Genomic DNA, 22,236 nt, shown 5'->3' with positions numbered 1-22,236 from the left:
ATGCACCGCTTACCATCAAGGCTCTGGAGCGCGAGGTCAAGGAATTGCGCCGTGCCAACGAGATCCTGAAGACGGCGAGCGCTTTTTTCGCCCAGGCGGAGCTCGACCGCCAACTGAAGAGATAAATGCCTACATTGACGAGTACCGGGATCTCTATGGGGTCGAGCCGATCTGCAAAGTACTGCAGGTTTCCCCATCAGCTTACAGACTGCATGCAGCCCGTTGCCGCAATCCGGAGCTGCGCAGCTCCCGAGCCAAGAGCGACGAGGTGCGGATGGTCGATGTCTACCGGGTTTGGAATCAGAACTTTCGAGTCTATGGCGCTCGCAAGGTATGGCGCCAGATGAATCGCGAAAGCCTCACGATTGCTCGCTGCACGGTCGAGCGTTTGATGCGTAGACACGGTATCGAGGGTGTGCGCCGTGGCAAACGGGTACGAACCACAGTGCCAAGCAAGTCGGATGTATGCACACGGGATCTAGTCAATCGGCGCTTCGATACAAACCGTCCAAACAAACTGTGGGTAGCAGATTTCACCTATGTTTCCACTTGGCAGGGTTGGCTATATGTGGCCTTCGTGATTGACACCTTTGCTAAACGGATCGTTGGCTGGAGGGCAAGCAGCAGCATGACAACGGATTTCGTTCTGGATGCCCTGGAGCAGGCCTTGTATGACCGACGACCAAAGGAATCGGATGGATTGATTCATCATAGCGACCGTGGATCGCAATACGTGTCCATTCGGTACACCGAGCGCCTGAGCGAGGCGGGTATTAATCCTTCCGTGGGCAACACCGGCAGCGCATATGACAACGCACTAGCCGAGACTATTAATGGCTTATACAAGACTGAGGTGATCCATCGCAGAGGCCCCTGGAAGACCAAGGCTGCCGTCGAACTGGCTACTCTGGAATGGGTGTCCTGGTTTAACCACCAACGCCTGCTGAAATCGATCGGTGATATCCCGCCGGCAGAGGCTGAAGAACGTTACTATCAACAGCTCACAAAGCAGGCTGCAGAACCCGTTTTACTTTAACCAAACAGCCTCCGTGAAACCCGGTTCGATTCACATAGCAGCTTAAAGTGCTCCACCAGCAGGAGCATCAACTCATGACCTAACTCAGTAAGTTTCCTACCCCAGTAGTGGGCACTGGCGCAAGCCTACTTTGGCACTTTGATGCCGTGTTGGGTAGGGGCGACCATTCAACTAGACCACGATAGTTCGATAGTTGTCGACGCGCTGGAGCATGACATACAAACCCGACGCGACGACAAGGAAAGTGCCGCTAGGGATATCGAGTAGCGAATATAATGCGACCCTACGTTGAAATAATGGCATGAGGAGAAAATCTTGTTTACTATAACACTTAGTGGTATAGTTTGATCATGCTTCGCGTCTATAAAACTCGTCACTTTTTTCGCTGGATGCGTAAGACGGATCTTACCGATGATGCTCTCTATAAAGCCGTACAAGAAATGGTGCAGGGGTTGATAGATGCTGATCTAGGCGGCGGCGTTGTGAAAAAACGCGTCGGTTTAGCAGGTCGTGGCAAGAGTGGCGGTGCCCGTACCCTTGTGGCGACCAATAAGGGGAACCAATGGTTTTTCGTTTTTGGTTTCGAGAAGAATGAACGAGCCAACATCAGTGAGCAAGAGAAGGTAACTATTCAGGTTCTTGCTCAGAGCCTGCTATCGCACACGAGCGAACAGTTGGCAGCCGCAATTAAGGACGGCGCTCTACAAGAGGTATCCTATGACTGTTAAAACTAAAGCAAAAAGCCGTATCTTGGAGGCCGTTCATGAAACGGCGGCAGACTTCCACCGCTTAGGCTTTATTGATCAACGCAAAATGCGTGAATTTGATGCGCTCTGTCTTGAGCCTATTCCGATCTACGACCGGGAAAAAATACGCTCCCTACGTGAGCATTATCAATTAAGCCAGACCGTATTAGCATCATTGCTTAATACCAGTCCGTCAGCGGTACGTCAGTGGGAACAGGGTGACAAACGCCCAAGTGGCCCATCACAGAAGTTGCTTAACCTGCTTGAACGTAAAGGCCTCGAAGCGCTGATTTAAGAAGAAAATAGGGGTCATATATGGTCGCCCCTGTTTTGCCAAGCGATAATTTCAAGATGTCGTAACGGTAGCAGATTGCAGCCATATATCCGCACTTTCTGTGAGGCCGTCGCCTCTGTCCCTGAGGCAATGTGCTGGCTGGTTTCTAAACAGACCATCGTGCTCAACAGCACATAGACCCCAAAAGGTTTGACCAGCCACGGTCTGACCTGTTTTGCCATCAATCAGTTATTGCCTGAGCAATCAGTGAAGGGCTTGTGCGCCTCCGAGACTCGTAAAAAAACGGTTACCCCTGGCCGTCTTGATTAGGCCGTAGCGACAGCACAGGCATAATCAAGACGGAACCGACGATACCCAAGCAGGCCCTCACGCCAGCGCGGTACTATATTTTCTGCTGGAGACGGCCAAGACGAATGGTCGCGAACCGTATGCGTGGCTGCGATTTGTGCTGCAGCACCTGCCGATGGCCCAAACGGTGTACGAGATTGAGGCGCTGTTGCCGTGGCATACTCATGACCAGGATTTAGCCATGAATCTGGCTGCCGGAGAATAATGGGGAACATGCACCGCTTACTATTTTCTTCCATTATGCTTTGAGCTTGAATAAATTAGTTGGCCATGAAATATCAATAACGCATTGATTTCAATGTAAAATACAATCCTTCCGGTCTATCAAATCTCTCAAAAATAGCCTTTTTGGCACGATTTTCTGGGAGATTGCCCTAAATTCGCATGAATCAAATCGACGATTTTTTCCGCAGCCGCCTGGATCAGATGATTGATCTGCGTAAACCGCTGGCGGTGCTTGCCACGCATATTCCCTGGCAAGAATTGGAGGCCGCCGTCGCGCACCGTTTCGCTCGCCAGGTGCGCACCGGCAGAAAGGTTGAGGATAGTGATCTATTTGGTCCGACGGTGGCGGTGGTGGGAACCGGTCATTCAAACGCGGGGCGCCCTCGGCTGCCGATGCGACTGATGATTTCGCTTCTCTATTTGAAACACACCTTCAACGAAAGCGACGAAGGCGTGTGCGAACGGTGGAGCGATGCGCCCACCTGGCAGTACTTCTCGGGTCAGGAGTATTTCGAGAACCGCCTGCCGTGCGATCCCAGCGCCATCAGCCGATTCCGGGGGCTACTGGGTGAGGAAGGCGTCGAAGAGCTGCTGGTACAGACCTTGGTGGTGGCCATCAAACTGGGGCTGATCGAGCGCACGGCGATGCAGTCGGTGATAGTGGACAGCACCGTGCAAGCCAAGGCGGTGGCGCATCCCACCGACAGCCGTCTGCTGGAGGTGGCTCGCCAGAAGATCGCCTGCGCGGCCAAGGCGCACGGCATTGCGTTAAAGCAGAGCTACGCCAAGGAAGGCCGGGAGTTGGCCAGGAAAGCGGGCCGCTATGCGCATGCCAAGCAGTATCGGCGCATGCATAAGACGATCAAGCGCCAGCGCACGATTCTGGGCCGTCTGGCGCGTGACATTGGGCGCAACAAGACAGTGCTGGCGCAGAGCATCCAGGACGCCTTGGACCCGTTATTAGCTCGCGCACATAAGATCGCGGCTCAGAGCCGTCGGGGTGCCAAGGTGAAGGGAAAAGACAAGGTCTACAGCTGGCACGCCGATGAGGTGGAGTGCATCAGCAAGGGCAAGGCCCGTACGCCCTATGAGTTTGGAGTGAAGGTGGGCATTGTCACCACCTTGAAGGGGAATCTGATCGTGGGAGCACGCAGCTTCCCTGGCAATCCGTACGATGGCCACACGCTGGCCGAGCAGTTGGAGCAGTCCCGCATCCTGATGGAGGCGGTGGACGTGGCCCCGCAGACCGTCTACACGGATCTGGGCTATCGAGGCGTTGATGCCGAGATCCCGGAATATAGCCTTAAACACCGAGGCAAATTCAAACGCCTCACCGACCAGGAGCGTCGAATGCTTAAACGACGGCAGGCGGTGGAGCCGATCATTGGACATCTGAAAAGCGATCATGGAATGAATCGCTGTCATTTGAAAGGCCAAACGGGTGATGCGATCCATGCGGTGTTGTGCGCGGCAGGCTTCAATATCAAGTGGCTGCTGCGCATGATTGCCCGCAAGGGCATCGGCCCTTTATTTTTGTGCCGATTTATTGCGTGGATTGGTCGTCAGATTCAACGCCTGATGCCCATGATGGGCTCGAGAGGCGATTGGGTTGATCCGGTGGGCTGCCTGCCCTATCGAAATCCGTGGCCTCAGATCGCCGGAAATCCGGCCTGAAACAGGGCAAATGAATTTTTCAGGGACGACAAATTAATGGGTTAATGGTATTTAATCTCATGAGAAGTGATAAGGTACGTTGATATCATTTCGGTGCATGACTAATGCGCTAGGTTTGCCTTTCACACTCGGGATCCAAGTATGTTTACTCCGTTACCGTTCAACGCAGCCTGGTACCTTGGTCAAAATCTCGACGTGGCGGCTGCCGTCAACGCCGGCCTGATCGATGCCGAAACCCACTTTGACCAGTTGGGACGCGCCGAAGGCCGCAGTGCCTCACCTATGTTCGATGCGCAGACATACCTGAACCAGTACCCGGATGTGGCCGCGGCGGTCAACGCGGGGCTGACCACGGCATGGGGTCATTTCCAGGACTACGGCGCTGCCGAGGGCCGGATTCCCACGCCGCTGTTTGATGCCGCCTTTTATCTGCAACAAAACCCGGATGTGGCCGCCGCAATTGCCCACGGCACGGTGCAGTCCGCCGCCCAGCATTTTGTCTTGCACGGTTATACCGAACCGCGCGTGATCAACCCGGCAATTAACTTGGGCCAATATCTAAACGCTAATCCCGATGTGGCCGCCAGCGGCAACAGCCCCTATGAACACCTGCTGAACTATGGCGTACAAGAAGCCCGCGACCTGGGCAATGGCGTAGCCCTGTCTGATTTTTCCGGCGACCCGGTTTTTGCCCAGCTTCTGGCCACGGGCGATATCGAACAAGCCTTGCTGCGTGTCAAAGCCGTGGCGCCGTTTTTTCCCGATTTTCAGCGTCCGGACGGCTGGGCGCCGGGTACCGATGCGTTTATCCCGGTGGATTTTCTGCCGCCCGCGGGCTCGTCGCTGCGGCTGGTGGTCCCGTCCGAAGTCATGGTCCCCGATGGGTTAGTGCTGTCGGATGATGTATTCGACGTGCCCCATGATGGTGGCGATGGCGGTGGCGGCACCCCGGAAGCCTTTACGGTGATGTGGGATGCTGCCACGCACATGATCACGTTTGGCGGGACAGAAACCGGCCCCATCAACCTGACCACGGACGGGACTCACTTGATCTTTACCCGTGGCGGTATTGAGGCCACCAATCAACCGGCCATCGCTGATGTGGCAGTTAGCGGCATTACCGCTGTCCCCGGGGTGACGATGACTGCCGCCACGCTGGTGACCCCGCACCTGGCTGCAACACTGGCTGATGGTGCGGCCACGCTGGGAGCGGTGACATCCGATCAGGCCGGCCTGATCGGTCATCTTGCCAAGGTCAAGGCCAATGGCATCACCGCAATCACACTCAGCAATACCGAATTTGACGCCGCCGATGCCGCCAGCCTAAACGCGGCGATTGCAGATGGTGCATTACAGATCAACGGCGCAGACGTTGACGCTACCATCAGCGCGGTGGCTTATACCAAAGCGCTGGAGATCCGCGCCGGCGCTGGCAATAACACGATCGATGGCGGGGCTGGTGATGACATAATTTACAGTGGCAATGGGGAAAACGCCATCAATGGTGGGGATGGTGATGATGTTTTTGTGTATACCGATAATGTCCAGCTGCGCGGTGACAGCCAAGTGCTTGGCGATGCGGGCGTCAATACCATTAGGTTCACCTTAGAAATCGATACCTTACATGGCGGTAGCCAAGGCAGTAATTTTCATGCTGATTTTTCAAAAGTCCGCAATGTGGAACGGATCGAGCTATTTGGTTCAAACCACATCAATCTGGGGGATGTTTTCCCCATTGCGGGGATCAAGACCATTGTATTGGGTGATGGTGAAACTACGTTGCGCTACGATAATGCCGCCGTTGGCACCATAACAGTGGATGCGGCGGCGCTGGCCGACGGTAAAGATCTGGTGCTGAATGAATTTATCGTGGCAACCGCAGGGCACAGGTTTGATATCGTCAACCTGAAAGGCGATATCCAGGCAGCCGGTCTGACATACGGATCAATCTCTGTGACCGCAGCGGCAGGATCCGGGTTTGGTGTTTATATCCAAAGCGGAAACGGCAACGATACGCTAACGGGCAGCGAAGGTGACGACACGATCGATGGCGGCAAAGGTGATGACACGATCGATGGCGGCAAAGGCAACGACACCATCATTGGCGGTGGTGGCAACGACGTGATTACCGGCGGCGCTGGTGCTGATCAGATTAGCTTGGTGGCTACTCGCTTGGGCAATACTGTCGCACACGGGACCGCTGTGACTTTGATTACGTCCGCAGCAGATTCCTTTGTTACCACTGTGTCTACGCTGGCAAACACTGCTGACACAGTTTTCATATCTGACGTTGCAGCAGTAGCCCTCAATAATTACAGCATCACCCTGAAGACGGGCGTAGCAGCAACTTCCATTGCTGCGGCTACGACTGTTAATCTGGGCACGACCACTGTGGCGGCTAACGGCTTCCTGTTGGTAAACGCTGCAGGCACGACAACAGGTCAAACCACCAACGCTGTTCTTTACCAAGACACCAACGGCAACGGTATTATTGAGGCAGGCGAGTTCGCTACCAATATTCAATACGATGCTTCAGTTGGCACCGCCGATACATATGCCATCACCATCGTTGGAGGCGCAGCGCAAATCCAGGTGGACTACGTCGTCTAACGAAAAGGGGGTCAGACCACGGTTTACCGTACTGCCCCTACTTTCTGAAGTCTTAGTAAGAAATCGCTGATGTAGCAAAGTATGTTCTGAAGTGCTGTCGAATGAAGCCCAATCGGGAGTTCTGAGTTTCAGCGCAAATGGAATGACAAAGTTGCTTCAGCAAGATAGCCTCATAATCGCAAGGTTGTGGGGCTTTCCTATAGGCCACAGGTGGAATGATTCTTATTCAAGAAAATGTCAAAGTTGCATTTAGAATCGGCTGATCATGTCCGTAGATAAAAGCCTGCCTGTCCTTCATAACGCCCATGTCTGGGCCTATTTCCGTCATCATCCTCTCGATCCTGATGCGAGCCTATTTGTCGCGTTTGATGAAGGCAGTGTCCGGGCGTATCGCGAACTGCTTGCGCTGCTGATCGACAACATCCAGCATCGACGCCGCATGCCCGTTGGAGTGCGTGAGTACGGTTTGCGGATCGTGACAACGTTGATCGAAGGCGCCAGGAAGCAGCACGCGCGCTGGCTGGAGCGCAAGAGCAAGCGTAAGGGCGCGGTGGGTCGTCCGCAGGCGCCCTCTAGGGGCGAAATCAAGAGGCAGGTTCTGGCGGCATTGTGCGCTGACTTGGCGGCGCAGAATCGCCCGGATCCAGCGCAGCACGGGGCGGCACTTAGGGTGTTGCAGGACGAACTGGAGCAGTTAAAAAACACCCCGGTTAAACGGCGCAGGCGCAGTCAGCCACCGAAACACAGCCATCATGCTGATCTGGCGATGGATGTGTGGGCGCAGTTGCAGCGCGCTGTGAAGTCGGGCCAACCCTTGTCCGAAGCCGAGGCCATCCGGCGCGTTGCGTTGGCACGCGATGCACTCTCCAATCCGGGTCAGCCGACACGCCCACGTTCATCCGTTGGTTTCGATGCTCGGGAGATTCGCGTAAACAATCTTCGCAAGAAAATCGAGGCCGCGTACTATGCGCTCAAAGCCGACTTGTCCGGAAAAGGCGTACTCGGTAACGGCTTGATTCCGCTGGAGAAACTCCTGGACGACTGAGCGCTTGAATTAGGGTGTCGATTAAATCGGGGAGGTATGTGCCGATGACCTTGACTAATATAATTACAGCATGCTGCAGCGTGCTCCTACTTATGATTTTCAGGAGCATTCCATGCGTAATCACGTTCTTCCTTCACCGAGTCCGTTGCTCGATACCCGGCAAGCCGCGCTGTATCTGGCGTTGTCTGAAACCACGCTGATCTCATGGCGTTCCCTTGGCCGTGGGCCCCGGTTTGTCCGCGTGGGGCGGGCGGTGAGGTACCGCCAGGCTGACCTGGATGCGTTCATGGTCATCATGCCATGCGAGGAGAGCCAGCCATGAGCACGCTGTCCACTACCCCTCGCGCCGAAGGCCACGAAGCCGCCGTGCGTGTGCTGGCTCGCCTGACCCTTTGCCATGATGCAACGGAGCAGGCCGAACTGCTGCACGAGGCTATGCTCGATCTGATCGATGTGCCATTGGGCTGGAACGACCTGGAGCCGACCCGCGAGCGGTTGGCAGGGTTTGCCCAGGTTGTTGCGCCACTTTTGTCGGCGGCCTCAAGCATCAAGTCCTACGAATTGTGTACACCCGCCACCCATTTTTTCGTGGAGACCGTATGGCGATCATCCTGAATCACACGCGCGGTTCGGACATGTTCCTCTTGTGGGAAATCGTCAAGACGCGCAAACCAGCTCAGTGCCGGATCGTTTTTTGGCAATTTTTGTATCTGTGTTCAAAGGTGAAACCATGAACCATGACGAGTCAACAGATTGGATCTGCGATTCAACGTTCGAGCTTGACGCGCTTGATGCGCCATCGTCTGCCCACGCGGCGCAGGCGCTGCCCATCATTACGCTTGAACAGGGACAGTTGCCTGCGCTGGTGGATCAGGCCGAGCGCTTGTTGTTGAAGTACTGCCCGTACATATTCCAGCGTGCAGGGGCCGTCGTGTGTGTTACGCGCGATACGCTACCCGATGGGGCAGGTACAAGCGTGACGATGGTACGACTGGTGCCTGTGACCAAGCACCACCTGTCCGAACGTTTGGGGCGGATTGCGGTGTGGCAAAGGCTTCGGGGTAAGGATCAGCTGCCGGTGCCGGTCGACCCGCCGCTCAAAATTGCTGAAACGTACCTGGCGCGTGTCGGCCAGTGGGCGTTGCCGCCATTGATTGGGGTCATCAATGCGCCCACCTTGCGGCTCGATGGCAGTGTGTTGGATCAGCCGGGTTACGACCCGGTCACTCGACTGTATTTTGACCCCGGGGCAATAATGTTTGAGCCTCTACCCGAGCAGTTGACGCGGGACGATGCAAAAGCCGCATTGGCGCGACTTCTGGTCTTGCTCAAGGAGTTTGCCTTCGTGAGTGAGGTGGATCGAGCGGTAGCGCTCAGTGGCATCCTGACCGCGTGTATTCGCAGGGCGTTGCCCACCGCACCCATGCATGCGTTCACAGCACCGACTGCAGGCTCCGGGAAGTCCATGCTGGTGGATGTGTGCAGTCTGATTGCGCAGGGTCACCAAGCACCGGTATTGAGTCAGGGCCGCGATGATGCCGAAATGGAAAAGCGGTTGCACGGTGCGCTGCTTGCCGGGGATGCGTTAATCAGCCTGGATAATTGCACTCAGCCCTTGGATGGTGATTTACTGTGCCAGATTCATACCCAGCCAACGGTGCGTGTGCGTCCCTTGGGGGGGTCTCAGTTACGTGATGTGCCGACCACCATCGCCATGTTCGCCACGGGCAATGCGCTGGTCATCCAGGGCGATATGACGCGCCGCGCGTTGTTATGTCGTCTTGACCCCCAGTGTGAGCGTCCGGAACTGCGCCAGTTTGACACCAACCCACTGCAGTCTGTGCGTCGGCAACGTGCCGCGTATGTGCGTGATGCCTTGATCGTGCTGCGCTCGTTTCATCTGGCCGGTCGGCCACGTCAGCGTCCACTGTTGGGCAGTTTTGAGGACTGGAGCGATTGGGTCCGTGGCGCACTGCTTTGGTTGAACCAAGCGGACCCGGTAGACAGTATGACGTTCACCCGTGAGAATGACCCCAAGCTCGAAGCCCTGCGAGACGTGATGCATGCGTGGCGAGCGGTGTTTGGTAGTGACAAGGTGACCGTGGCCGAGGTGATTCGACGTGCCACGCAACATTTTCAAAACCCTTATGGTGATCGCAGTGAGGCGTCTGAAACCCTGCGCGAAGCCTTGCTGGTGGTGGCGGGCAAAAATGGCGCCATTAACAGCGTGTCCTTGGGTAAGTGGCTGGGTAGCCAGCAGAACCGCCGCACGAATGATATGCAGTTTTGCAAGCATGCGGGTGCGGACAAGACGGCGCGCTGGAGTCTGGTGGAACTGGAGACGGTCTTCTGAATCGGCGCGGGCCTGGGCCGGCCGCTGACCGTTTGGCGAAACATTAAAAGGGGAGTTGGGGAGGTAGGGGAGTGCTTTCCCACTCCTGAATATATTAATGTTTTGTGTTCTTTAGTTTTTCAGCGGGTAGAACAACCTCCCCACCTCCCTGATCTCCCCTGATCCGGGGTTGTGAACGCCGTTTTACCCGTAATTGGGTACGGCGTTTTTTTTCGCCAGAATAATCGCCGGCTGGCACAGGTCGCCGTTCTTGGCGACACCCTGTCGTGATCCCACACTGGTTGGCAAGCGATTTCGGAGAAAAAACGTCATGGGTGCTTTGGGTAGCGGGCGTTGGGTGCGCCCCACACGCAAGAAAACGGTCACGGCGTGTGTGCAGCTGGATATCCGTCAACTGGCGCGCGTAGGGACGCTGCAGCCAGGCACACGGCTGTGGGTGCCCGCCTTGGGCTGCAGACTGGATGTGACCGATCAGGGGCTGGTTAGTTACCGCCATGACCGGCTGCCTTCATCAACACCGCCTTTGCAGGGTCAGCAACGACTGCCCGTGCTCTGGCGAGCCTGCCGCTTTGGTGGTCATCGGCCCATCTTCCAATGCCCGACCTGCCCCCGCTACGCTTACCTGCTGTATGGCGAGGTGGGGCACGGCTGGCGCTGCCGAACGTGTGCGGCGCTGGCTTACCCGAGCCAATGGGAGAACGCTTTGCTGCGCCAGATGGACCGGGCCAATCGCCTGCGTCGCCGGCTGGATCCGGGTAACTGTTTGATGTTTCCTGTGCCGCAGCGCCCCCCACGCATGCACCGACGAACCTATGCGCAGTTGGTGGCGCAGATCCAGCGCAATGAGGCAGGTCTGGTGCCCGCATGGCAGAACCACCTGCAGGCCAATCGCGCCCAGTTAAGGGATCTGACCCAGCACGTTCAATAGGGCGTTGATAACGGGCACATCGTAGGGGCTGTTCAAATGCCTGGCCAGGTGATCCACCGGCACCAGCAGCACCGCTTGGCTCTCCCAGCCCATGTCGGCGGGTGAGCCGCCCACGCGCTGGGCCACGTAGTAGCGGGTGTAACTCAAGCTACGCGGCACGTCGATCAGGTGGCGTTGCAATTGAACCTGCAGCCCGGTTTCTTCAAAGACTTCTATCAGGGCGCTGGCCTGGGCACTGACCCCGGACTCTAACGTGCCTTTGGGAAAGGTGGCCCGATAGCCCGCGAAGGCATTGCTGGGCGCCACCAGCCAGACGCGGTGATCCGGTTCGATAATCACCGCTCCTGCGGACTTCTTGTAGCCGGGCGGGGCGTTAAAGGCGGGCTCCGCAATGACTGTGCTGCAGGCCAGCGCTTCCCAGCCGTCTGGCGTGGTGGGAGCATGGCGCCAGGACTCAACGACGATCCCGTTCACCTGCGCGGGCATGGGGCCATCGGGCACCACACAGGCGCTTTGGCGGGCATTGTCCCATGCATCAAGGGGTGTGGGTGTGCTGGGATGCTTGAGCCGTACACGCTGGCCATGATCGTTGCAGCGCGGGTGGTAGCAGGTATGGGTCGTCATGGTGTCAAAGCAGATATGGGCGTCGTGGTGGTCGAATCAGGCTTGTTTATCCTGCAACGTGTACAGGACATCCCACACGTCATGGTACAGCGCCGCCCGTTGCGGGCCTTGCCTTTTGGCGACCTCATTTTTGAAGTTGCTGTAGGTCGTGCGCAAGGCAAGCTCACCCAACGCACGAGCCACCTCTTCACGCGGCGCAGTGGCCCGAAATCGGTAATCGGTGCCAATGCCGGCTTCGGTCGCTTCAAGAGTCGGCAGAACGGTGCGGCGCAGGTTGTCCAAGTCAGCGGCCACGCGAGCGCGTACCGTCAGTGTGCCGCGCGCTGCATCGCCGGGTTTCTGGACAATGGAGAAAAAGCCTTCGGGGGTCAGTAGCCACATGGGAGCCTCTGGTGCGGATGGTTAACGGGACGACGATGGCAGAAAGTGTGCGTCACTTCAAGAATCAGTAATCCAGGCCCAGTTCACGCGCGTTTTCTGCCATACGCTCTAAGGCATTGGCCTGGCGGGCACGCATCTGCTGGGCGTATTCGAGTAAATCGTCAAAGGCAATGCGGCGGTGCGATCCCACTTTGCGGTGTGCAAGGCGCCCTGCCTCGATTTCCTTGATGACGAACGGTCGCGATACATTCAGGAAGTTAGCCGCTTCGACCGTGGAGAATTCCTGCTCAGTGGGCATGAGTGTAATAGGACGTCCTTGGCTCATGGCTCCCAGCAGTTGCCCGATCAGTTTCAAGGCGGCAGGCGGAAGTTCAACGGTTGGACGTTCGCCCGTGTCCGTTGTTAACGTGATGGTGGCCGCGCGCGAGTGATCGAGTGCTGCCACGATGCAGCGGTGCGCAGCACGGGCCATCTCCTGATCTTTCGGGTTGAGTAGCGGTGGCGAAGCCTCGCGAACTCTGCCGATAATGCGCATTATCGCTATCCTGGTGTGCCAATGATGGGCCTGACGTCCATCAGGCGCTCATCAGTACTATATCTCAAGTGCAATAAGTGCAACAAGTGAAGCGCCTGCCTTGAGCTACGCATGTTCCAACAGCGGACACGGGTCGGACGTTTTCCGCGCGACCGTTGGCGGCGCAAACGCATCCCCCAAGGCATTGACGGCGGTGTTGGCCGCTTCAAGCAGGGTTTCCTGCGCCAGATGAGCATAACGCTGTGTCGTGCGCACTTGGGTGTGGCCCAGAATTTTCTGCACCTCGTACAGGCTGCGCCCGTTGTTGATCAAAAACGAAGCAAAGGAATGGCGCAGGTCGTGGATGCGAACCTCGGGCAATCCGGCTCGTTTGCGCGCGGTATTCCACGCCTGAAAGATCGACACATAAGGTTTGCCGGTTGCCGGGTTGGCAAACACCCAAGGGCACGCATTGAGTGGTGCAGGCCAGCCTGCTTGCAGGTCTTTGATCTGTGCCAGTAGTTGAATCAGTCCGTCCGAAAGCGGCACATGGCGTGCTTTGCCGGATTTGCTGATGGGTATGCGCCAGAGCCGTTGGGTCAGATCCAGGTGCGACCACTGTGCGTCCAGCAACTCGCGCTTGCGTGCGCCGGTCATGATCAGGGCGGGGACAATGAACGCCAGCATGGTGTTTTCGCTTTTGGATACCGCTTCGTACAAACGTCGCGCCTCATCTTGGGTCAGGTACCGTTCGCGTTTGTTGTTTTCTTCAAACAAGGGAACGCTGGCGGTTGGATTCTTGGTCAGGCCCGGTACCTCCCAGCGCAGTGCCAGGTTGAACATATAGCGCAGCAGAATCAACAGACGGTTGGCTGAGCCGGGTGCCGCGCCTTCAGCCCGTCGGCCGTGGTGCAGGGCAATGATGTCGTCTTTACGGATTTCGTCCAGATGGCGGGTGCCAAAGCGCGGCAGCAGGTGGTTGCGCAGCAGGCTCTCATCGGTTTGCCATGAGCGTTTGCTGTGTCTGACGTAGTCCAGGTAGCGGGTGGCAAATTCCTGAAAGGTGGGTACGCAGCGCAGCACCGCTTTCTGAGCTGCCGGATCGTGTCCCAGGGCAATTTGCCCGCGCAGCTCATCGGCCCGTTTGCGCGCCTGCTCAAGGGGCAGGTCCTGCGCATCGGCCAGACGAAACTGGCGCTGTGTGCCGCGAGCATCCCGATAGCGCAGGTACCATGTGCGCTTGCCGGATATCCTCGCCTCCAGCATGAGGCCCTTGCAGCCCTTGTCATGAAAGTCGATCTTGGCGGTGCCGGCCGGGCAGACCAGATCCTTGAGTGCCTTGGCGGTGAAGATGAGTGACGGCATTTTGTTCTCCTGCGATATTGACCACATTCAAAAAGACATGAATAATGTCTAAATACAGCATACACAGGAAGTAATCATGTCGCAAGAGGCTCGTATCATATCTTTCGTGAAGTCTGCACGTGCCGCGCTGGGTTGGTCTCAGCCCGATCTGGCACATCATTCGGGCGTCTCCATTGTGGCGATTGCCCGTCTGGAGTCAGGTGCGGCCAGTCCGCGTCTGTCCACGGTCTCCAAATTGAAGGAGGCCTTTGCCACTGCCGGGGTGCGAATGCTGGATGATCAGCCTCAAGGGGGCTACACGATGATGGTCCAGCCGTTGGCAGTACAGACGTCAGCGCGTCAGATTGAAGGCCGCCGTATTGGGGATGAGGGTTTGGACGATTGATGTCATGCAACGTTCAAGTAGGGGCTTGTTGCGAGCGTTCGCATCGCCTGGGGTAGGCCTCTGCTTTGGTGTAGTGTGCTAACCCTCGTGGCCTACTCCCACCCGAACACCGAGGTGGCAGGGCATCGTTTTAACCATGGGCGAACAGTTGCACAAAGTTAGCAAAATTGCTAACATTCAGCGCATGAATTGGGCCGTCAGTTACTTTAACGAACGCGTGCAACGTGAGATCGCCGAGTGGCCCGTTGGCATCTATGCCGACTATCTACGTCTCATCTTGCTCGTTGAAGAGCACGGTGCTGACTTGCGCCTGCCGCACTCACGCGCGATGGGTGGGGGGCTTTTCGAATTACGGTGCAAGGGTGCAGAAGGAATAGGTCGTGCGTTTTACTGCACGGTGATCGGGCGCGAGATCGTGATCCTGCACAGCTTCATCAAGAAAACGCAGGAAACCCCCGACCGGGAACTGAAAACAGCCCGCAAACGGCTTAAGGAGGCCAAACATGCAAAGTGAGCAATTCAAACCGGTTCGCCTGGACACCAAGGCCGAGTTGGCCCGCGCTATGCAACGGCCGGGATTCAAAGCCGCCTGGGACGGACTGGAAGAGGAGTACACCGCACTCAACGAGTTACTTCAGGCCCGCAAGCAGGCAGGGCTCACACAGGAAGAAGTCGCTGCTCGCATGGGTACAACCAAAAGTGCCGTGTCGCGTCTGGAAGCCTCGATCCGCAGCGAAAACCATTCTCCTTCGTTCGCCACATTGCGCAAGTACGCTCATGCCTGCGGTAAGCGGCTGGTCATCAAAATGGTCTGACCGGCGCAAACCAGGCAAAGGGCATAACTAAAAGCGAGGCTCTTTCGCTGCACCGTTGAACTTATCCGTCGCTTTGGTGCGCTCCCCTGTGTGCTTGTTGGCCGGATTTCTGAAGAAACTTCAGCGCAACTGGAGCTGTGGGGAGATCGTGTGTTGGAGTCGATGACCTTGGACGAGGTCTTTCGTCTTTGAAGCGTTGATCGGTGGGGTTGAATTGGTAGGTGGTTTTTTGCGGGCCAATTCAAATAACTTCTTTATTAAACAAAGGGTTATGTTTTTTTGTCGGGGTTTTGCGCTTGGCGTGGGTCTGCCGCGAAGTAGGAAAAGGGTAGGATTTCCCTAAAAAGACATTAAAAATATCTTTAAGTAGTTGATTTAACGCCATAATACTTTGACGTCAACTTGGTGGCTCACTCATGGGAATGTCTATACGGGCTTATGCCCAACACCGTGGCGTCAGCCACGAAGCCGTGCGCAAGGCCATTGCTGCCGGGCGTATCCACAAAGAAGCCGATGGCAGCATCGATCCGGCCAAAGCCGATGCGCAATGGCTGCAGCACACCCGGCCTGCGCCGCTGCCCAGCGAAAAAAACGTGGCAACCCGGGTGGCAACGCCTGTGGCAACCTCCCGCCCATCCACCGCGCCGCCCACCCCTTCGGCTGTCGACGAAGCGCGTGGTGTCGACTATCACAAGGCCCGTGCCGTGCGAGAAACCTACGCCGCGCGGCTGGCGAAGCTGGAGTTCGAGGAACGCAGCGACAAGCTGGTGAGCAAGGACGAGGTGGATGCCAAGGTCTTTACGCTGGCGCGTCAGCTGCGGGACAGGATGCAGCAGATCCCCAACAAGGTGGCCCCCGAGATCGTCGCGCTGGTGGTCGACAAGCCTGATGTGCGGGGCGTGGCCGATCTGATTGACCGCGCGATCCACCAGGCGCTGGAGGAGTTGGTGGCGTGAGGGCTTGACGCAGTGAGGGCGCCGGGTTGCGCAGGTGCTGGCAACCCGGTCTGCGTCCATTTGATCAGGCGAGGGCGGCTTCAGGTGCCGCGACCCGATACACCCGCTCGCCGCCTTCGGTCTTCTCGGAGGTGACCACGATGCCGCGCTTCTTGAGCGTTCCGGCAAAGAGGCCACGAACGCTGTGCGCTTGCCAGCCGGTGAGCGCCATGATCTCGGCAATCGAGGTGCCTTGCGGTCGTTGCAGCAGGGCGATGACCTGGGCCTGCTTGCTGTCGACCCGCACCCGGGGTGTTTCCTGCACGGTTTGCCAGGACGCCTCGGCGGCGGTGACGGCGGCTTCCATCTCTGGGTCATCGGGCGGCGGCGTTGTCTGCGCCGGCGTAGCTGAGTTAGTGGCCGGTGCCACCGTCGCGGTTGGCGGCAGCACATCTTCCGGCTTGGCCTCGCCCTTGATGATCGCGATGGCCGTGGCGGTCAGGCGCCATTGACCATCAGCCTGTTCGATCAGGTGGCGGCTGGCGAGGCTGGCGATCATCTTGAGTTTGGCCCCGCCCTTGAGGTCGAGCAGCGGCTCGATCAGGCCGCCTGCATCGCAATGCGCGCGGGTGATGAGGGAGTGTTGGCTCCGCCAATTGGCGCAGGCAGCGCTGGGCAGTGGAGATCGGGTGGCGTACTGGGACGGAGCAGGACGGACCTTCCGCAAATTTGCGGAAGGTGGTCAGCACATCGCTGGACTCAGGAGGGAGGTGAAATCCGGCAAATTTGCCGGTTTCCGGATGGTGGGGACGAAAGAGCCAGGAGATGCCAATTGGCACGGTTTCGGTGGTGGTCAGCTGCCAACGGCGCTCGTGGCTCCACCCGCGATGCAAATTTGCACATCGGAGATTGCTGCCGGAAATCCGCCCATGGGCGGAACTTGTCGGGGTGGCCGCCGATCAGCAAATTTGCGTAACGCTGTGCAGGCGCGCTGCCGCCTTGGTGGGTGCGCAAAATTGCGCATCCTTGTGCAGATGGCCAACTGATAAATCCGCCAATTGGCGGATTTTTGGCCAGAGCCGGCCCAGGGTGGCTGTCGGGAAATGCGCAAATTTGCGCAATTACTCGATCAGTGCGGTGTTCGTCACTGGCTGGTGCCCGCGTTGACCTGCTCTTCGAATTGCAGAATGGTTTCGACAATGCTCTCCCACTCAGGCACTTCGCCGAAGATCATCCCAGCCATGGCCGTGTAGTCTCTGCGCAGTTGGATATCCATTTCCGGCAGTGGCGACAGCGCAAATGTCCCAGGATGGGCGGTGGCCAGATCCAGATCGTTGCTGTTGAAAAACATCCGGGCGTGACGTGCGCAGTCCCTCGCTAGGCCGAGATCGCGCGCCGCACGCTGGCCGACATCGCTGCGCAGCAGGCGGTAGATGTCGTAGTAGTGACGGGAGACGCGCTGCCCTTGGCGACGCAGCTCACCGCGTCGTTCAAACCAGCGACGCTGACCGTGAAGAATGACCACCTTGTCCCAGAACGTCCGCTCGGCGTCGATGGTCACGACGTTGGTCACGCTCAGCATCAGGTTCGGCACATCCTCTGCCAGGTAGGGCGTGACCATCGTGGCGCGGTGCGGATCGAGTGCTGACTTGGCCCCCGCTTCGATTTTCACGGTCGGCGGGTTGTAGTCCCCAGGCTGGGCGCTGACGGCGGGATAGGCGATCAGCAGGGTTTGCTGATCCGGATCGTCAGGGTCCAAGGCGACAGCCGACGGATTGAAGAGCAGCCCAGCCTTCTCAAACGCCGACGCAATGCTGGCGGTCAGGCGTGTCTTGAGCGTCGAGGTGATGTAGCGCTGGCAGGCGTCCTTGATTGCATTCAGATGCGCACGCTGCTTTTTTCCGCTCAGGCCTTCCAAGGCTTCCACATCAACCGCCTGACCGAGATCTTCACGGAACACGGTGATGTCGATGTCTTCGGAAAACCGGGAGATCAGGCCATGGCTCTTCGAGAGGGACGTGCCGCCCTTGAACAACAGCCGGGGCTCATCAGCACCGGCCCCGTTGAACAGCAGGTCCAGTACCCAGCACACCCAGAAGTCTTTCTCGACATTCTGAATGGGCGTACCCAGTCGCATTGACGTGCTCAGAAACAAGTCACGGCGATCCGCTTCTGCTGCAGCAATGATGTCCTGGAATCCGGGCGTCATTGATGGGCTCCTTGTGCGACGTGCCGCTCAGCGTGAGGCGCTGATGGCATTGGGACCATCAAATAGGCCTTGCCGCTCGCATCGGCCTCGTCGGTTTCTTTCAGGATTTCGCGCAGCAGATCCTGCATCCACGCAGGCAGTGTGGGCAGTCCTTGCCGGAGGTCATCTTTCAGCACTCCGCTGGCGTCGCTGGCGAGCAATCGCGTGAGTCGGGCGATGACGGCATCGCGCTGCTCAGACAGGGTGTCGCGCAACCAGTGCAATGCCTGGATGACCTGCATGGCCGGGTGGCCAGCCCAGTACAACTTGCTGGCGGCCGTCAAGCGAAACTGGATGGTGAGGTTGCCAAGTTGAATGGGACGCAGGCGTCCATCGGTATGCACCACCACCTGGGCAGGCACCGCATCGGTCAGCCCGAGGGCATTGGCAGCGGTCATGCCGTCGACCAACACACGCACCTGATCTCGGCGGCTGACAGCATCAATCACGCTGCGGTAGTCTGGTGCTGCAGTCTTGCCGGTCAGTGCATTGTGTCGGGGCTGATCGTAGAGGCCGCGATCCACACGCCGCAAATCTCCCGTTGCCACCAGGCGCTGTAGCGCTTTGTCGATGGCATCGCGTGGCCCGAGGTCGAGGAAGTCGACAGGCGTCCAAACGTAGCCCGGCTGATGCCCAGCTACGCGATGGCTGATCTGTGATTTGAGATTGAGACTGGGACCTCGCATGGCGCCCTCCTGTCCGAATAGTATATACACAAATCGGACAAAATGCGAGGCATCGAGGACTCTTGTCCGAAAGTAAGCAACACTATTCGGACAAATCAGGCGGTGGCCACTGCCGTTTGCGGCTGATTCGCACCCACCACAGTCCGACCCGCCCTAGCCCCGGCGACCACATTCCCCACCACATTGACCGCCTCGAGCATCGCCTGCGGCGACAGGTGTGCGTAGCGCATTGTCACCTTCGGATCGTGATGGCCGAGGAGCTTCTGCACCTCGTACAGTGACCGCCCGGCGTTCACCAGGAAACTCGCGTAGCTGTGGCGCAGGTCGTGCAGTCGTAGTTCCGGCATTCCGACACGATTTCGAATAGTGTTCCAGGCCGAGAAGATCGACACCGGTGGCTTCTTGGTCTTCGGATTGAAAAACACCCAGGGGATGTCATCCTGCCGGGGCAGCGATAGCAGTAGTTCCACCGCCGCATCGGAGAGCGGAATGTGACGCGGCTTCTTCGACTTCGAGCGCGCCGCTGGCACCGTCAGCATCCGCCGGTTGAAGTCAATCTCGTCCCACCGGGCATCCAGGATCTCGCGCTTGCGAGCGCCGGTGTAGAGCAGCAACCGGATCACCTGGCCGACCTGCACGTTCCTGTTGGTGTCCAACTCGTCAAAAAGTCGCTGCACCTCCTCGGTGGTCAGGTAACGCTCTCGCGCACCGTGGTCTTCAAAGGGCTCCACGCCATCGCAGGGGTTGCTCTTGGGCGGCAGGATGTCCCAGCGGATCGCGCAGTTGTAGATGAACTTCATCAGCACGATCATCCGGTTGCAGGTCCCGGCCGCGTAGCCCTTCTCGAACACCGTGTGGTGGAAGGCCACCACATCCGAGCGGGTGATCCGGTTCATCCGGAAATCGGCAAACACCGGCAGGATATGGCATCGCAGCATGATTTCGTCAGTTGCCCAGCTCCGCTTCCTTGTCTTGGCGTAGGGCAGATAGCGTTCGGCCACGAAATCCCCGAAGGTCGGCACATCCTTGAAGCGGTGGCTCTCCACCTTTGGGTCGCCACCCTCGGTGACCATCTGCTTCATCTTGTGCGCCTTGGCCCGGGCGTCCGACACTGAAATCTCATCGGCCCGACCAATCCGGTTCAGTCGCACCTTGCCGGCGGCATCGCGGTAGCGGAAGTAGAAGGTCGCTCCGCCGCTGGCGCGATGCTCGAGCAAGAAGCCCTTGATCTCCGTATCGAAGTAACTCACGGCCCCGGAGGCAGGCTCGCGACCTGGCAGCGTGGCCAGGAATTCGGTCGTCAACGCTTGTGCTGGCATCGTCGTGCTCCTCTATCTAACGAGGGTCATGCTACGATACAATGCGCCGAAAAGGACACAAAAAACGTCTAATCAAACAGAAATATTCACCTACCAAGACTGAGTAAAAAGAAGAGGAGTCGACCATGATCGACGGAAGACAGATCCGCGCCGCACGCGCGATGCTGGGCTGGAGCCGAGAGGACCTGCTCAAGGCCTCGGGCATCTCGATGTCGGCGCTGCTGCGCATGGAAGGGGCGCTGGCCGACAGCCGAGGCTCCACGCTCAACAAGGTGGCCAAGGCCCTGACCCTGGCCGGCATCGAATTCGTCACCCGCGATGACGGGGCGATTGGCGTCATTCTCAAGGCACAAAACCCGCCTGATGCGCCACAATGAGTACAGCATCCCGAGCCACCCAAAAGGCACAAAGGCCACCTGATGAGACACATTGGGTGGCCTTTGCACTCGATGGCTTCGGTTGGTAGGTAGTTGGTACGTCTGATTGGCTGCAAATTGCGTCTATATAGATAGGTGACGCGGCTAAGTCTTTGAAAAGACAAAGAAAATATACGATCAGACTGAAAATATGCCTTTTGCGGTAGGAAAATGGTCGGAAGTGGGCGCTTAGGAGGCTTCAAAACGCGCGTAAGTCTTTGATTTATAAATGGATTGCAGAGTAGCTGGCTATTACGCTCACTGTGGGTATCGATAACTTCACCGGCACTTCCGGCAACGATACCTTTATCGGCGGAAATGGCGCTGCGAATACAACAGGCCCAGCTGACCAGCTCGACGGCGCGGGCGGCAATGACGTATTCAAATTCTACGGTGGCAATATCACCGGTACGATGCCGACCATCAAGAACATAAACGCTCCATTTTTCCCATGATTGTTCGCGCCCGCTCTGTGGGGCATCGTATCGGTTCTGCAAGCAAACAGGAGAACCGAGGATGTCGACGAGTCGAGGACCAGGGCAGGCCTGGTGGGAAATGCACCTTGACGCGATAGCGCGCGAGGGCATTGGCGCCACGGCCTACGCGCAGCGTGAGGGGTTGCCGGTCTCAAGCCTGTATTATTGGCGCCGGCGCCTCAAAGCCCTGGAGCGGAAGGCTCAGGTGCCCGTCAAGGCGGTGGCTGCGCCGGTTGCGCGCCAGTTTGTGCCGGTCAGCGTGGGTCCGCTCGCCGCTGTCGATCACCCTGTCGCGGCGGATCGCCATGTACTGGTGCTGGGCGCTGGCCTGCGTCTGGAGCTGCCCGGCTTGCCCAGCCCGCAGTGGCTGGCGCAGGTGCGTCAGGCGCTGACTGAGCAGGTGCATTGATGCACCCGGGAGTGGCGATTGGGCAGGTCTACTTGTGCTGCGTGCATCGCCAGCGCAACCGCATCAAGATTCTGTATTGGCATCGCAACGGCTTTTGCCTTTGGCAGAAGCGGCTGGAGAAAGAGCGCTTTGCCTGGCCCGCGCCAGGCGCGCAAGCGACCGTGACACTCACCCCCAAAGAGTTGGAGTGGCTGTTGGAAGGGTTTGATTTATGGGCGAATCATCCTCATAAAACACTGAAATATCAGTCAGTTATGTGATAATTCTGGTATAATTATGCATGTCTGATCGCCCTGCAGCCACCCCATCCTTCCCCCCTGAGCACAGCCCCGAAATCGGCGCTGTGCCGACCTCGGTTGAAGCCTTCCAGGCGGCATTGAAAGCCGAGCGCGAAAAGACGCTG

General features: G+C 57.8%; 26 protein-coding genes, 1 pseudogene and 1 other annotated feature. Of the genes and pseudogenes, 19 read left to right on the top strand and 8 right to left on the bottom strand.

Annotated features, from left to right (window positions below; all coding sequences use genetic code 11):
• Nucleotides 1-14: 14 nt before the first annotated feature.
• From VDP81_RS06470 to VDP81_RS06420, 11 genes and pseudogenes are all read left to right on the top strand, one after another.
• Nucleotides 15-1,036 (top strand): annotated as a pseudogene (locus VDP81_RS06470) (IS3 family transposase); the annotation flags it as partial.
• Nucleotides 80-196, top strand: a sequence feature (AL1L pseudoknot). Its footprint overlaps the pseudogene before it by 117 nt.
• 350 nt (nucleotides 1,037-1,386) lie before the next feature.
• Nucleotides 1,387-1,764 (top strand): type II toxin-antitoxin system RelE/ParE family toxin, encoded by a 378-nt coding sequence (locus tag VDP81_RS06465; protein ID WP_323011856.1) that lies wholly within the window; start codon nucleotides 1,387-1,389, stop codon nucleotides 1,762-1,764.
• A complete protein-coding gene (locus VDP81_RS06460) occupies nucleotides 1,754-2,077 on the top strand; it encodes a DNA-binding transcriptional regulator (protein WP_323011855.1) in 324 nt (107 codons plus the stop codon). The genes VDP81_RS06465 and VDP81_RS06460 overlap by 11 nt, the downstream gene beginning before the upstream one ends.
• 391 nt (nucleotides 2,078-2,468) lie before the next feature.
• Nucleotides 2,469-2,630 (top strand): transposase domain-containing protein, encoded by a 162-nt coding sequence (locus VDP81_RS06455; protein ID WP_416233242.1) that lies wholly within the window; start codon nucleotides 2,469-2,471, stop codon nucleotides 2,628-2,630.
• Nucleotides 2,631-2,809: 179 nt separating this feature from the next.
• On the top strand, nucleotides 2,810-4,324 hold the full coding sequence (locus tag VDP81_RS06450; protein ID WP_322996249.1) for an IS5 family transposase: 1,515 nt from the start codon (nucleotides 2,810-2,812) through the stop codon (nucleotides 4,322-4,324).
• Between the two features lie 447 nt (nucleotides 4,325-4,771).
• Entirely contained in the window at nucleotides 4,772-6,934 is a 2,163-nt protein-coding gene (locus VDP81_RS06445) for a hypothetical protein (protein ID WP_323011854.1), read from the top strand.
• A gap of 265 nt (nucleotides 6,935-7,199) precedes the next feature.
• The gene (locus VDP81_RS06440) at nucleotides 7,200-7,979 is read left to right on the top strand and encodes a hypothetical protein (RefSeq protein ID WP_323011853.1); all 780 of its coding nucleotides are present in this window, start codon (nucleotides 7,200-7,202) and stop codon (nucleotides 7,977-7,979) included.
• 112 nt (nucleotides 7,980-8,091) lie between these two features.
• Nucleotides 8,092-8,301, top strand: coding sequence for a helix-turn-helix domain-containing protein (locus VDP81_RS06435; protein ID WP_323011852.1), 210 nt, complete (start codon nucleotides 8,092-8,094; stop codon nucleotides 8,299-8,301).
• Nucleotides 8,298-8,594, top strand: a complete 297-nt coding sequence (locus VDP81_RS06430; protein WP_323011851.1) for a hypothetical protein — start codon at nucleotides 8,298-8,300, stop codon at nucleotides 8,592-8,594. The genes VDP81_RS06435 and VDP81_RS06430 overlap by 4 nt, the downstream gene beginning before the upstream one ends.
• A gap of 115 nt (nucleotides 8,595-8,709) precedes the next feature.
• Nucleotides 8,710-10,332, top strand: a complete 1,623-nt coding sequence (locus VDP81_RS06425; protein WP_323011850.1) for a hypothetical protein — start codon at nucleotides 8,710-8,712, stop codon at nucleotides 10,330-10,332.
• A gap of 310 nt (nucleotides 10,333-10,642) precedes the next feature.
• The gene (locus tag VDP81_RS06420; RefSeq protein ID WP_323011849.1) at nucleotides 10,643-11,260 is read left to right on the top strand and encodes a hypothetical protein; all 618 of its coding nucleotides are present in this window, start codon (nucleotides 10,643-10,645) and stop codon (nucleotides 11,258-11,260) included.
• On the opposite strand, the gene VDP81_RS06415 is transcribed toward VDP81_RS06420, so the two are convergent.
• From VDP81_RS06415 to VDP81_RS06400, 4 genes are all read right to left on the bottom strand, one after another.
• Nucleotides 11,231-11,884 carry an NUDIX hydrolase gene (locus VDP81_RS06415; protein ID WP_323011848.1) on the bottom strand — a complete coding sequence of 218 codons (654 nt, stop codon included), beginning with the start codon at nucleotides 11,882-11,884 and terminating at the stop codon, nucleotides 11,231-11,233. The two genes, VDP81_RS06420 and VDP81_RS06415, sit on opposite strands and share 30 nt — an antisense overlap.
• Nucleotides 11,885-11,920: 36 nt before the next feature.
• Entirely contained in the window at nucleotides 11,921-12,265 is a 345-nt protein-coding gene (locus VDP81_RS06410) for a hypothetical protein (protein WP_323011847.1), read from the bottom strand.
• A gap of 64 nt (nucleotides 12,266-12,329) precedes the next feature.
• On the bottom strand, nucleotides 12,330-12,800 hold the full coding sequence (locus tag VDP81_RS06405; RefSeq protein ID WP_323011846.1) for a helix-turn-helix domain-containing protein: 471 nt from the start codon (nucleotides 12,798-12,800) through the stop codon (nucleotides 12,330-12,332).
• A 105-nt stretch (nucleotides 12,801-12,905) separates the two neighbouring features.
• Nucleotides 12,906-14,144 carry a tyrosine-type recombinase/integrase gene (locus VDP81_RS06400; protein WP_323011845.1) on the bottom strand — a complete coding sequence of 413 codons (1,239 nt, stop codon included), beginning with the start codon at nucleotides 14,142-14,144 and terminating at the stop codon, nucleotides 12,906-12,908.
• Between the two features lie 106 nt (nucleotides 14,145-14,250).
• On the opposite strand from VDP81_RS06400, the gene VDP81_RS06395 reads away from it, so the two are divergent.
• From VDP81_RS06395 to VDP81_RS06380, 4 genes are all read left to right on the top strand, one after another.
• The gene (locus VDP81_RS06395; RefSeq protein ID WP_323011844.1) at nucleotides 14,251-14,529 is read left to right on the top strand and encodes a helix-turn-helix transcriptional regulator; all 279 of its coding nucleotides are present in this window, start codon (nucleotides 14,251-14,253) and stop codon (nucleotides 14,527-14,529) included.
• 136 nt (nucleotides 14,530-14,665) lie between these two features.
• The gene (locus VDP81_RS06390) at nucleotides 14,666-15,043 is read left to right on the top strand and encodes a type II toxin-antitoxin system RelE/ParE family toxin (protein ID WP_323011843.1); all 378 of its coding nucleotides are present in this window, start codon (nucleotides 14,666-14,668) and stop codon (nucleotides 15,041-15,043) included.
• A 49-nt stretch (nucleotides 15,044-15,092) separates the two neighbouring features.
• Nucleotides 15,093-15,344 (top strand): helix-turn-helix domain-containing protein, encoded by a 252-nt coding sequence (locus VDP81_RS06385; protein ID WP_289175758.1) that lies wholly within the window; start codon nucleotides 15,093-15,095, stop codon nucleotides 15,342-15,344.
• Between the two features lie 416 nt (nucleotides 15,345-15,760).
• Complete coding sequence (locus VDP81_RS06380) at nucleotides 15,761-16,300, top strand: elements of external origin (RefSeq protein WP_323011842.1); 540 nt, start codon at nucleotides 15,761-15,763, stop codon at nucleotides 16,298-16,300.
• 64 nt (nucleotides 16,301-16,364) lie between these two features.
• On the opposite strand, the gene VDP81_RS06375 is transcribed toward VDP81_RS06380, so the two are convergent.
• The 4 genes from VDP81_RS06375 to VDP81_RS06360 form a co-directional block, all read right to left on the bottom strand.
• Nucleotides 16,365-17,006: a DUF3489 domain-containing protein gene (locus VDP81_RS06375; RefSeq protein ID WP_323011841.1), complete on the bottom strand. Its 642-nt coding sequence runs from the start codon at nucleotides 17,004-17,006 to the stop codon at nucleotides 16,365-16,367.
• Nucleotides 17,007-17,423: 417 nt separating this feature from the next.
• Entirely contained in the window at nucleotides 17,424-18,488 is a 1,065-nt protein-coding gene (locus VDP81_RS06370) for a nucleotidyl transferase AbiEii/AbiGii toxin family protein (RefSeq protein WP_323011840.1), read from the bottom strand.
• A complete protein-coding gene (locus tag VDP81_RS06365) occupies nucleotides 18,485-19,213 on the bottom strand; it encodes a DUF6088 family protein (protein WP_323011839.1) in 729 nt (242 codons plus the stop codon). Before VDP81_RS06365 ends, VDP81_RS06370 begins: the two co-directional genes overlap by 4 nt.
• A gap of 95 nt (nucleotides 19,214-19,308) precedes the next feature.
• On the bottom strand, nucleotides 19,309-20,532 hold the full coding sequence (locus tag VDP81_RS06360) for a tyrosine-type recombinase/integrase (RefSeq protein ID WP_323011838.1): 1,224 nt from the start codon (nucleotides 20,530-20,532) through the stop codon (nucleotides 19,309-19,311).
• A 125-nt stretch (nucleotides 20,533-20,657) separates the two neighbouring features.
• Here VDP81_RS06360 and VDP81_RS06355 point away from each other — a divergent pair, with 125 nt between their 5' ends.
• From VDP81_RS06355 to tnpB, 4 genes are all read left to right on the top strand, one after another.
• Complete coding sequence (locus tag VDP81_RS06355) at nucleotides 20,658-20,909, top strand: helix-turn-helix domain-containing protein (RefSeq protein WP_323011837.1); 252 nt, start codon at nucleotides 20,658-20,660, stop codon at nucleotides 20,907-20,909.
• 302 nt (nucleotides 20,910-21,211) lie between these two features.
• Nucleotides 21,212-21,403, top strand: coding sequence for a hypothetical protein (locus VDP81_RS06350; protein WP_323011836.1), 192 nt, complete (start codon nucleotides 21,212-21,214; stop codon nucleotides 21,401-21,403).
• Between the two features lie 61 nt (nucleotides 21,404-21,464).
• Nucleotides 21,465-21,833: an IS66 family insertion sequence element accessory protein TnpA gene (gene tnpA, locus VDP81_RS06345; RefSeq protein WP_269360395.1), complete on the top strand. Its 369-nt coding sequence runs from the start codon at nucleotides 21,465-21,467 to the stop codon at nucleotides 21,831-21,833.
• Nucleotides 21,833-22,093: an IS66 family insertion sequence element accessory protein TnpB gene (gene tnpB, locus VDP81_RS06340; protein WP_323011835.1), complete on the top strand. Its 261-nt coding sequence runs from the start codon at nucleotides 21,833-21,835 to the stop codon at nucleotides 22,091-22,093. Before tnpA ends, tnpB begins: the two co-directional genes overlap by 1 nt.
• The last annotated feature ends 143 nt before the right edge of the window (nucleotides 22,094-22,236 follow it).

Origin of the sequence: Castellaniella sp. (genome assembly GCF_034675845.1) — a bacterium.
Lineage (GTDB): Bacteria > Pseudomonadota > Gammaproteobacteria > Burkholderiales > Burkholderiaceae_B > Castellaniella.
Note: the sequence above shows the minus strand (reverse complement) of the source record. Positions and strands in the feature narration are given on the sequence as shown.

Excerpts from the sequence above, each read along its gene's own strand:
- VDP81_RS06450 (WP_322996249.1), top strand. The coding sequence starts at position 2,810 with ATGAATCAAATCGACGATTTTTTCCGCAGCCGCCTGGATCAGATGATT.
- VDP81_RS06410 (WP_323011847.1), bottom strand. The coding sequence starts at position 12,265 with ATGTGGCTACTGACCCCCGAAGGCTTTTTCTCCATTGTCCAGAAACCC.
- VDP81_RS06360 (WP_323011838.1), bottom strand. The coding sequence starts at position 20,532 with ATGCCAGCACAAGCGTTGACGACCGAATTCCTGGCCACGCTGCCAGGT.
- VDP81_RS06355 (WP_323011837.1), top strand. The coding sequence starts at position 20,658 with ATGATCGACGGAAGACAGATCCGCGCCGCACGCGCGATGCTGGGCTGG.
- VDP81_RS06405 (WP_323011846.1), bottom strand. The coding sequence starts at position 12,800 with ATGCGCATTATCGGCAGAGTTCGCGAGGCTTCGCCACCGCTACTCAAC.
- VDP81_RS06460 (WP_323011855.1), top strand. The coding sequence starts at position 1,754 with ATGACTGTTAAAACTAAAGCAAAAAGCCGTATCTTGGAGGCCGTTCAT.
- VDP81_RS06400 (WP_323011845.1), bottom strand. The coding sequence starts at position 14,144 with ATGCCGTCACTCATCTTCACCGCCAAGGCACTCAAGGATCTGGTCTGC.
- VDP81_RS06465 (WP_323011856.1), top strand. The coding sequence starts at position 1,387 with ATGCTTCGCGTCTATAAAACTCGTCACTTTTTTCGCTGGATGCGTAAG.
- VDP81_RS06380 (WP_323011842.1), top strand. The coding sequence starts at position 15,761 with ATGGGAATGTCTATACGGGCTTATGCCCAACACCGTGGCGTCAGCCAC.
- tnpA (WP_269360395.1), top strand. The coding sequence starts at position 21,465 with ATGTCGACGAGTCGAGGACCAGGGCAGGCCTGGTGGGAAATGCACCTT.
- VDP81_RS06370 (WP_323011840.1), bottom strand. The coding sequence starts at position 18,488 with ATGACGCCCGGATTCCAGGACATCATTGCTGCAGCAGAAGCGGATCGC.
- VDP81_RS06420 (WP_323011849.1), top strand. The coding sequence starts at position 10,643 with ATGGGTGCTTTGGGTAGCGGGCGTTGGGTGCGCCCCACACGCAAGAAA.
- VDP81_RS06390 (WP_323011843.1), top strand. The coding sequence starts at position 14,666 with ATGGGCGAACAGTTGCACAAAGTTAGCAAAATTGCTAACATTCAGCGC.
- VDP81_RS06440 (WP_323011853.1), top strand. The coding sequence starts at position 7,200 with ATGTCCGTAGATAAAAGCCTGCCTGTCCTTCATAACGCCCATGTCTGG.
- VDP81_RS06415 (WP_323011848.1), bottom strand. The coding sequence starts at position 11,884 with ATGACGACCCATACCTGCTACCACCCGCGCTGCAACGATCATGGCCAG.
- VDP81_RS06365 (WP_323011839.1), bottom strand. The coding sequence starts at position 19,213 with ATGCGAGGTCCCAGTCTCAATCTCAAATCACAGATCAGCCATCGCGTA.
- VDP81_RS06435 (WP_323011852.1), top strand. The coding sequence starts at position 8,092 with ATGCGTAATCACGTTCTTCCTTCACCGAGTCCGTTGCTCGATACCCGG.
- VDP81_RS06425 (WP_323011850.1), top strand. The coding sequence starts at position 8,710 with ATGAACCATGACGAGTCAACAGATTGGATCTGCGATTCAACGTTCGAG.
- VDP81_RS06430 (WP_323011851.1), top strand. The coding sequence starts at position 8,298 with ATGAGCACGCTGTCCACTACCCCTCGCGCCGAAGGCCACGAAGCCGCC.
- VDP81_RS06385 (WP_289175758.1), top strand. The coding sequence starts at position 15,093 with ATGCAACGGCCGGGATTCAAAGCCGCCTGGGACGGACTGGAAGAGGAG.
- tnpB (WP_323011835.1), top strand. The coding sequence starts at position 21,833 with ATGCACCCGGGAGTGGCGATTGGGCAGGTCTACTTGTGCTGCGTGCAT.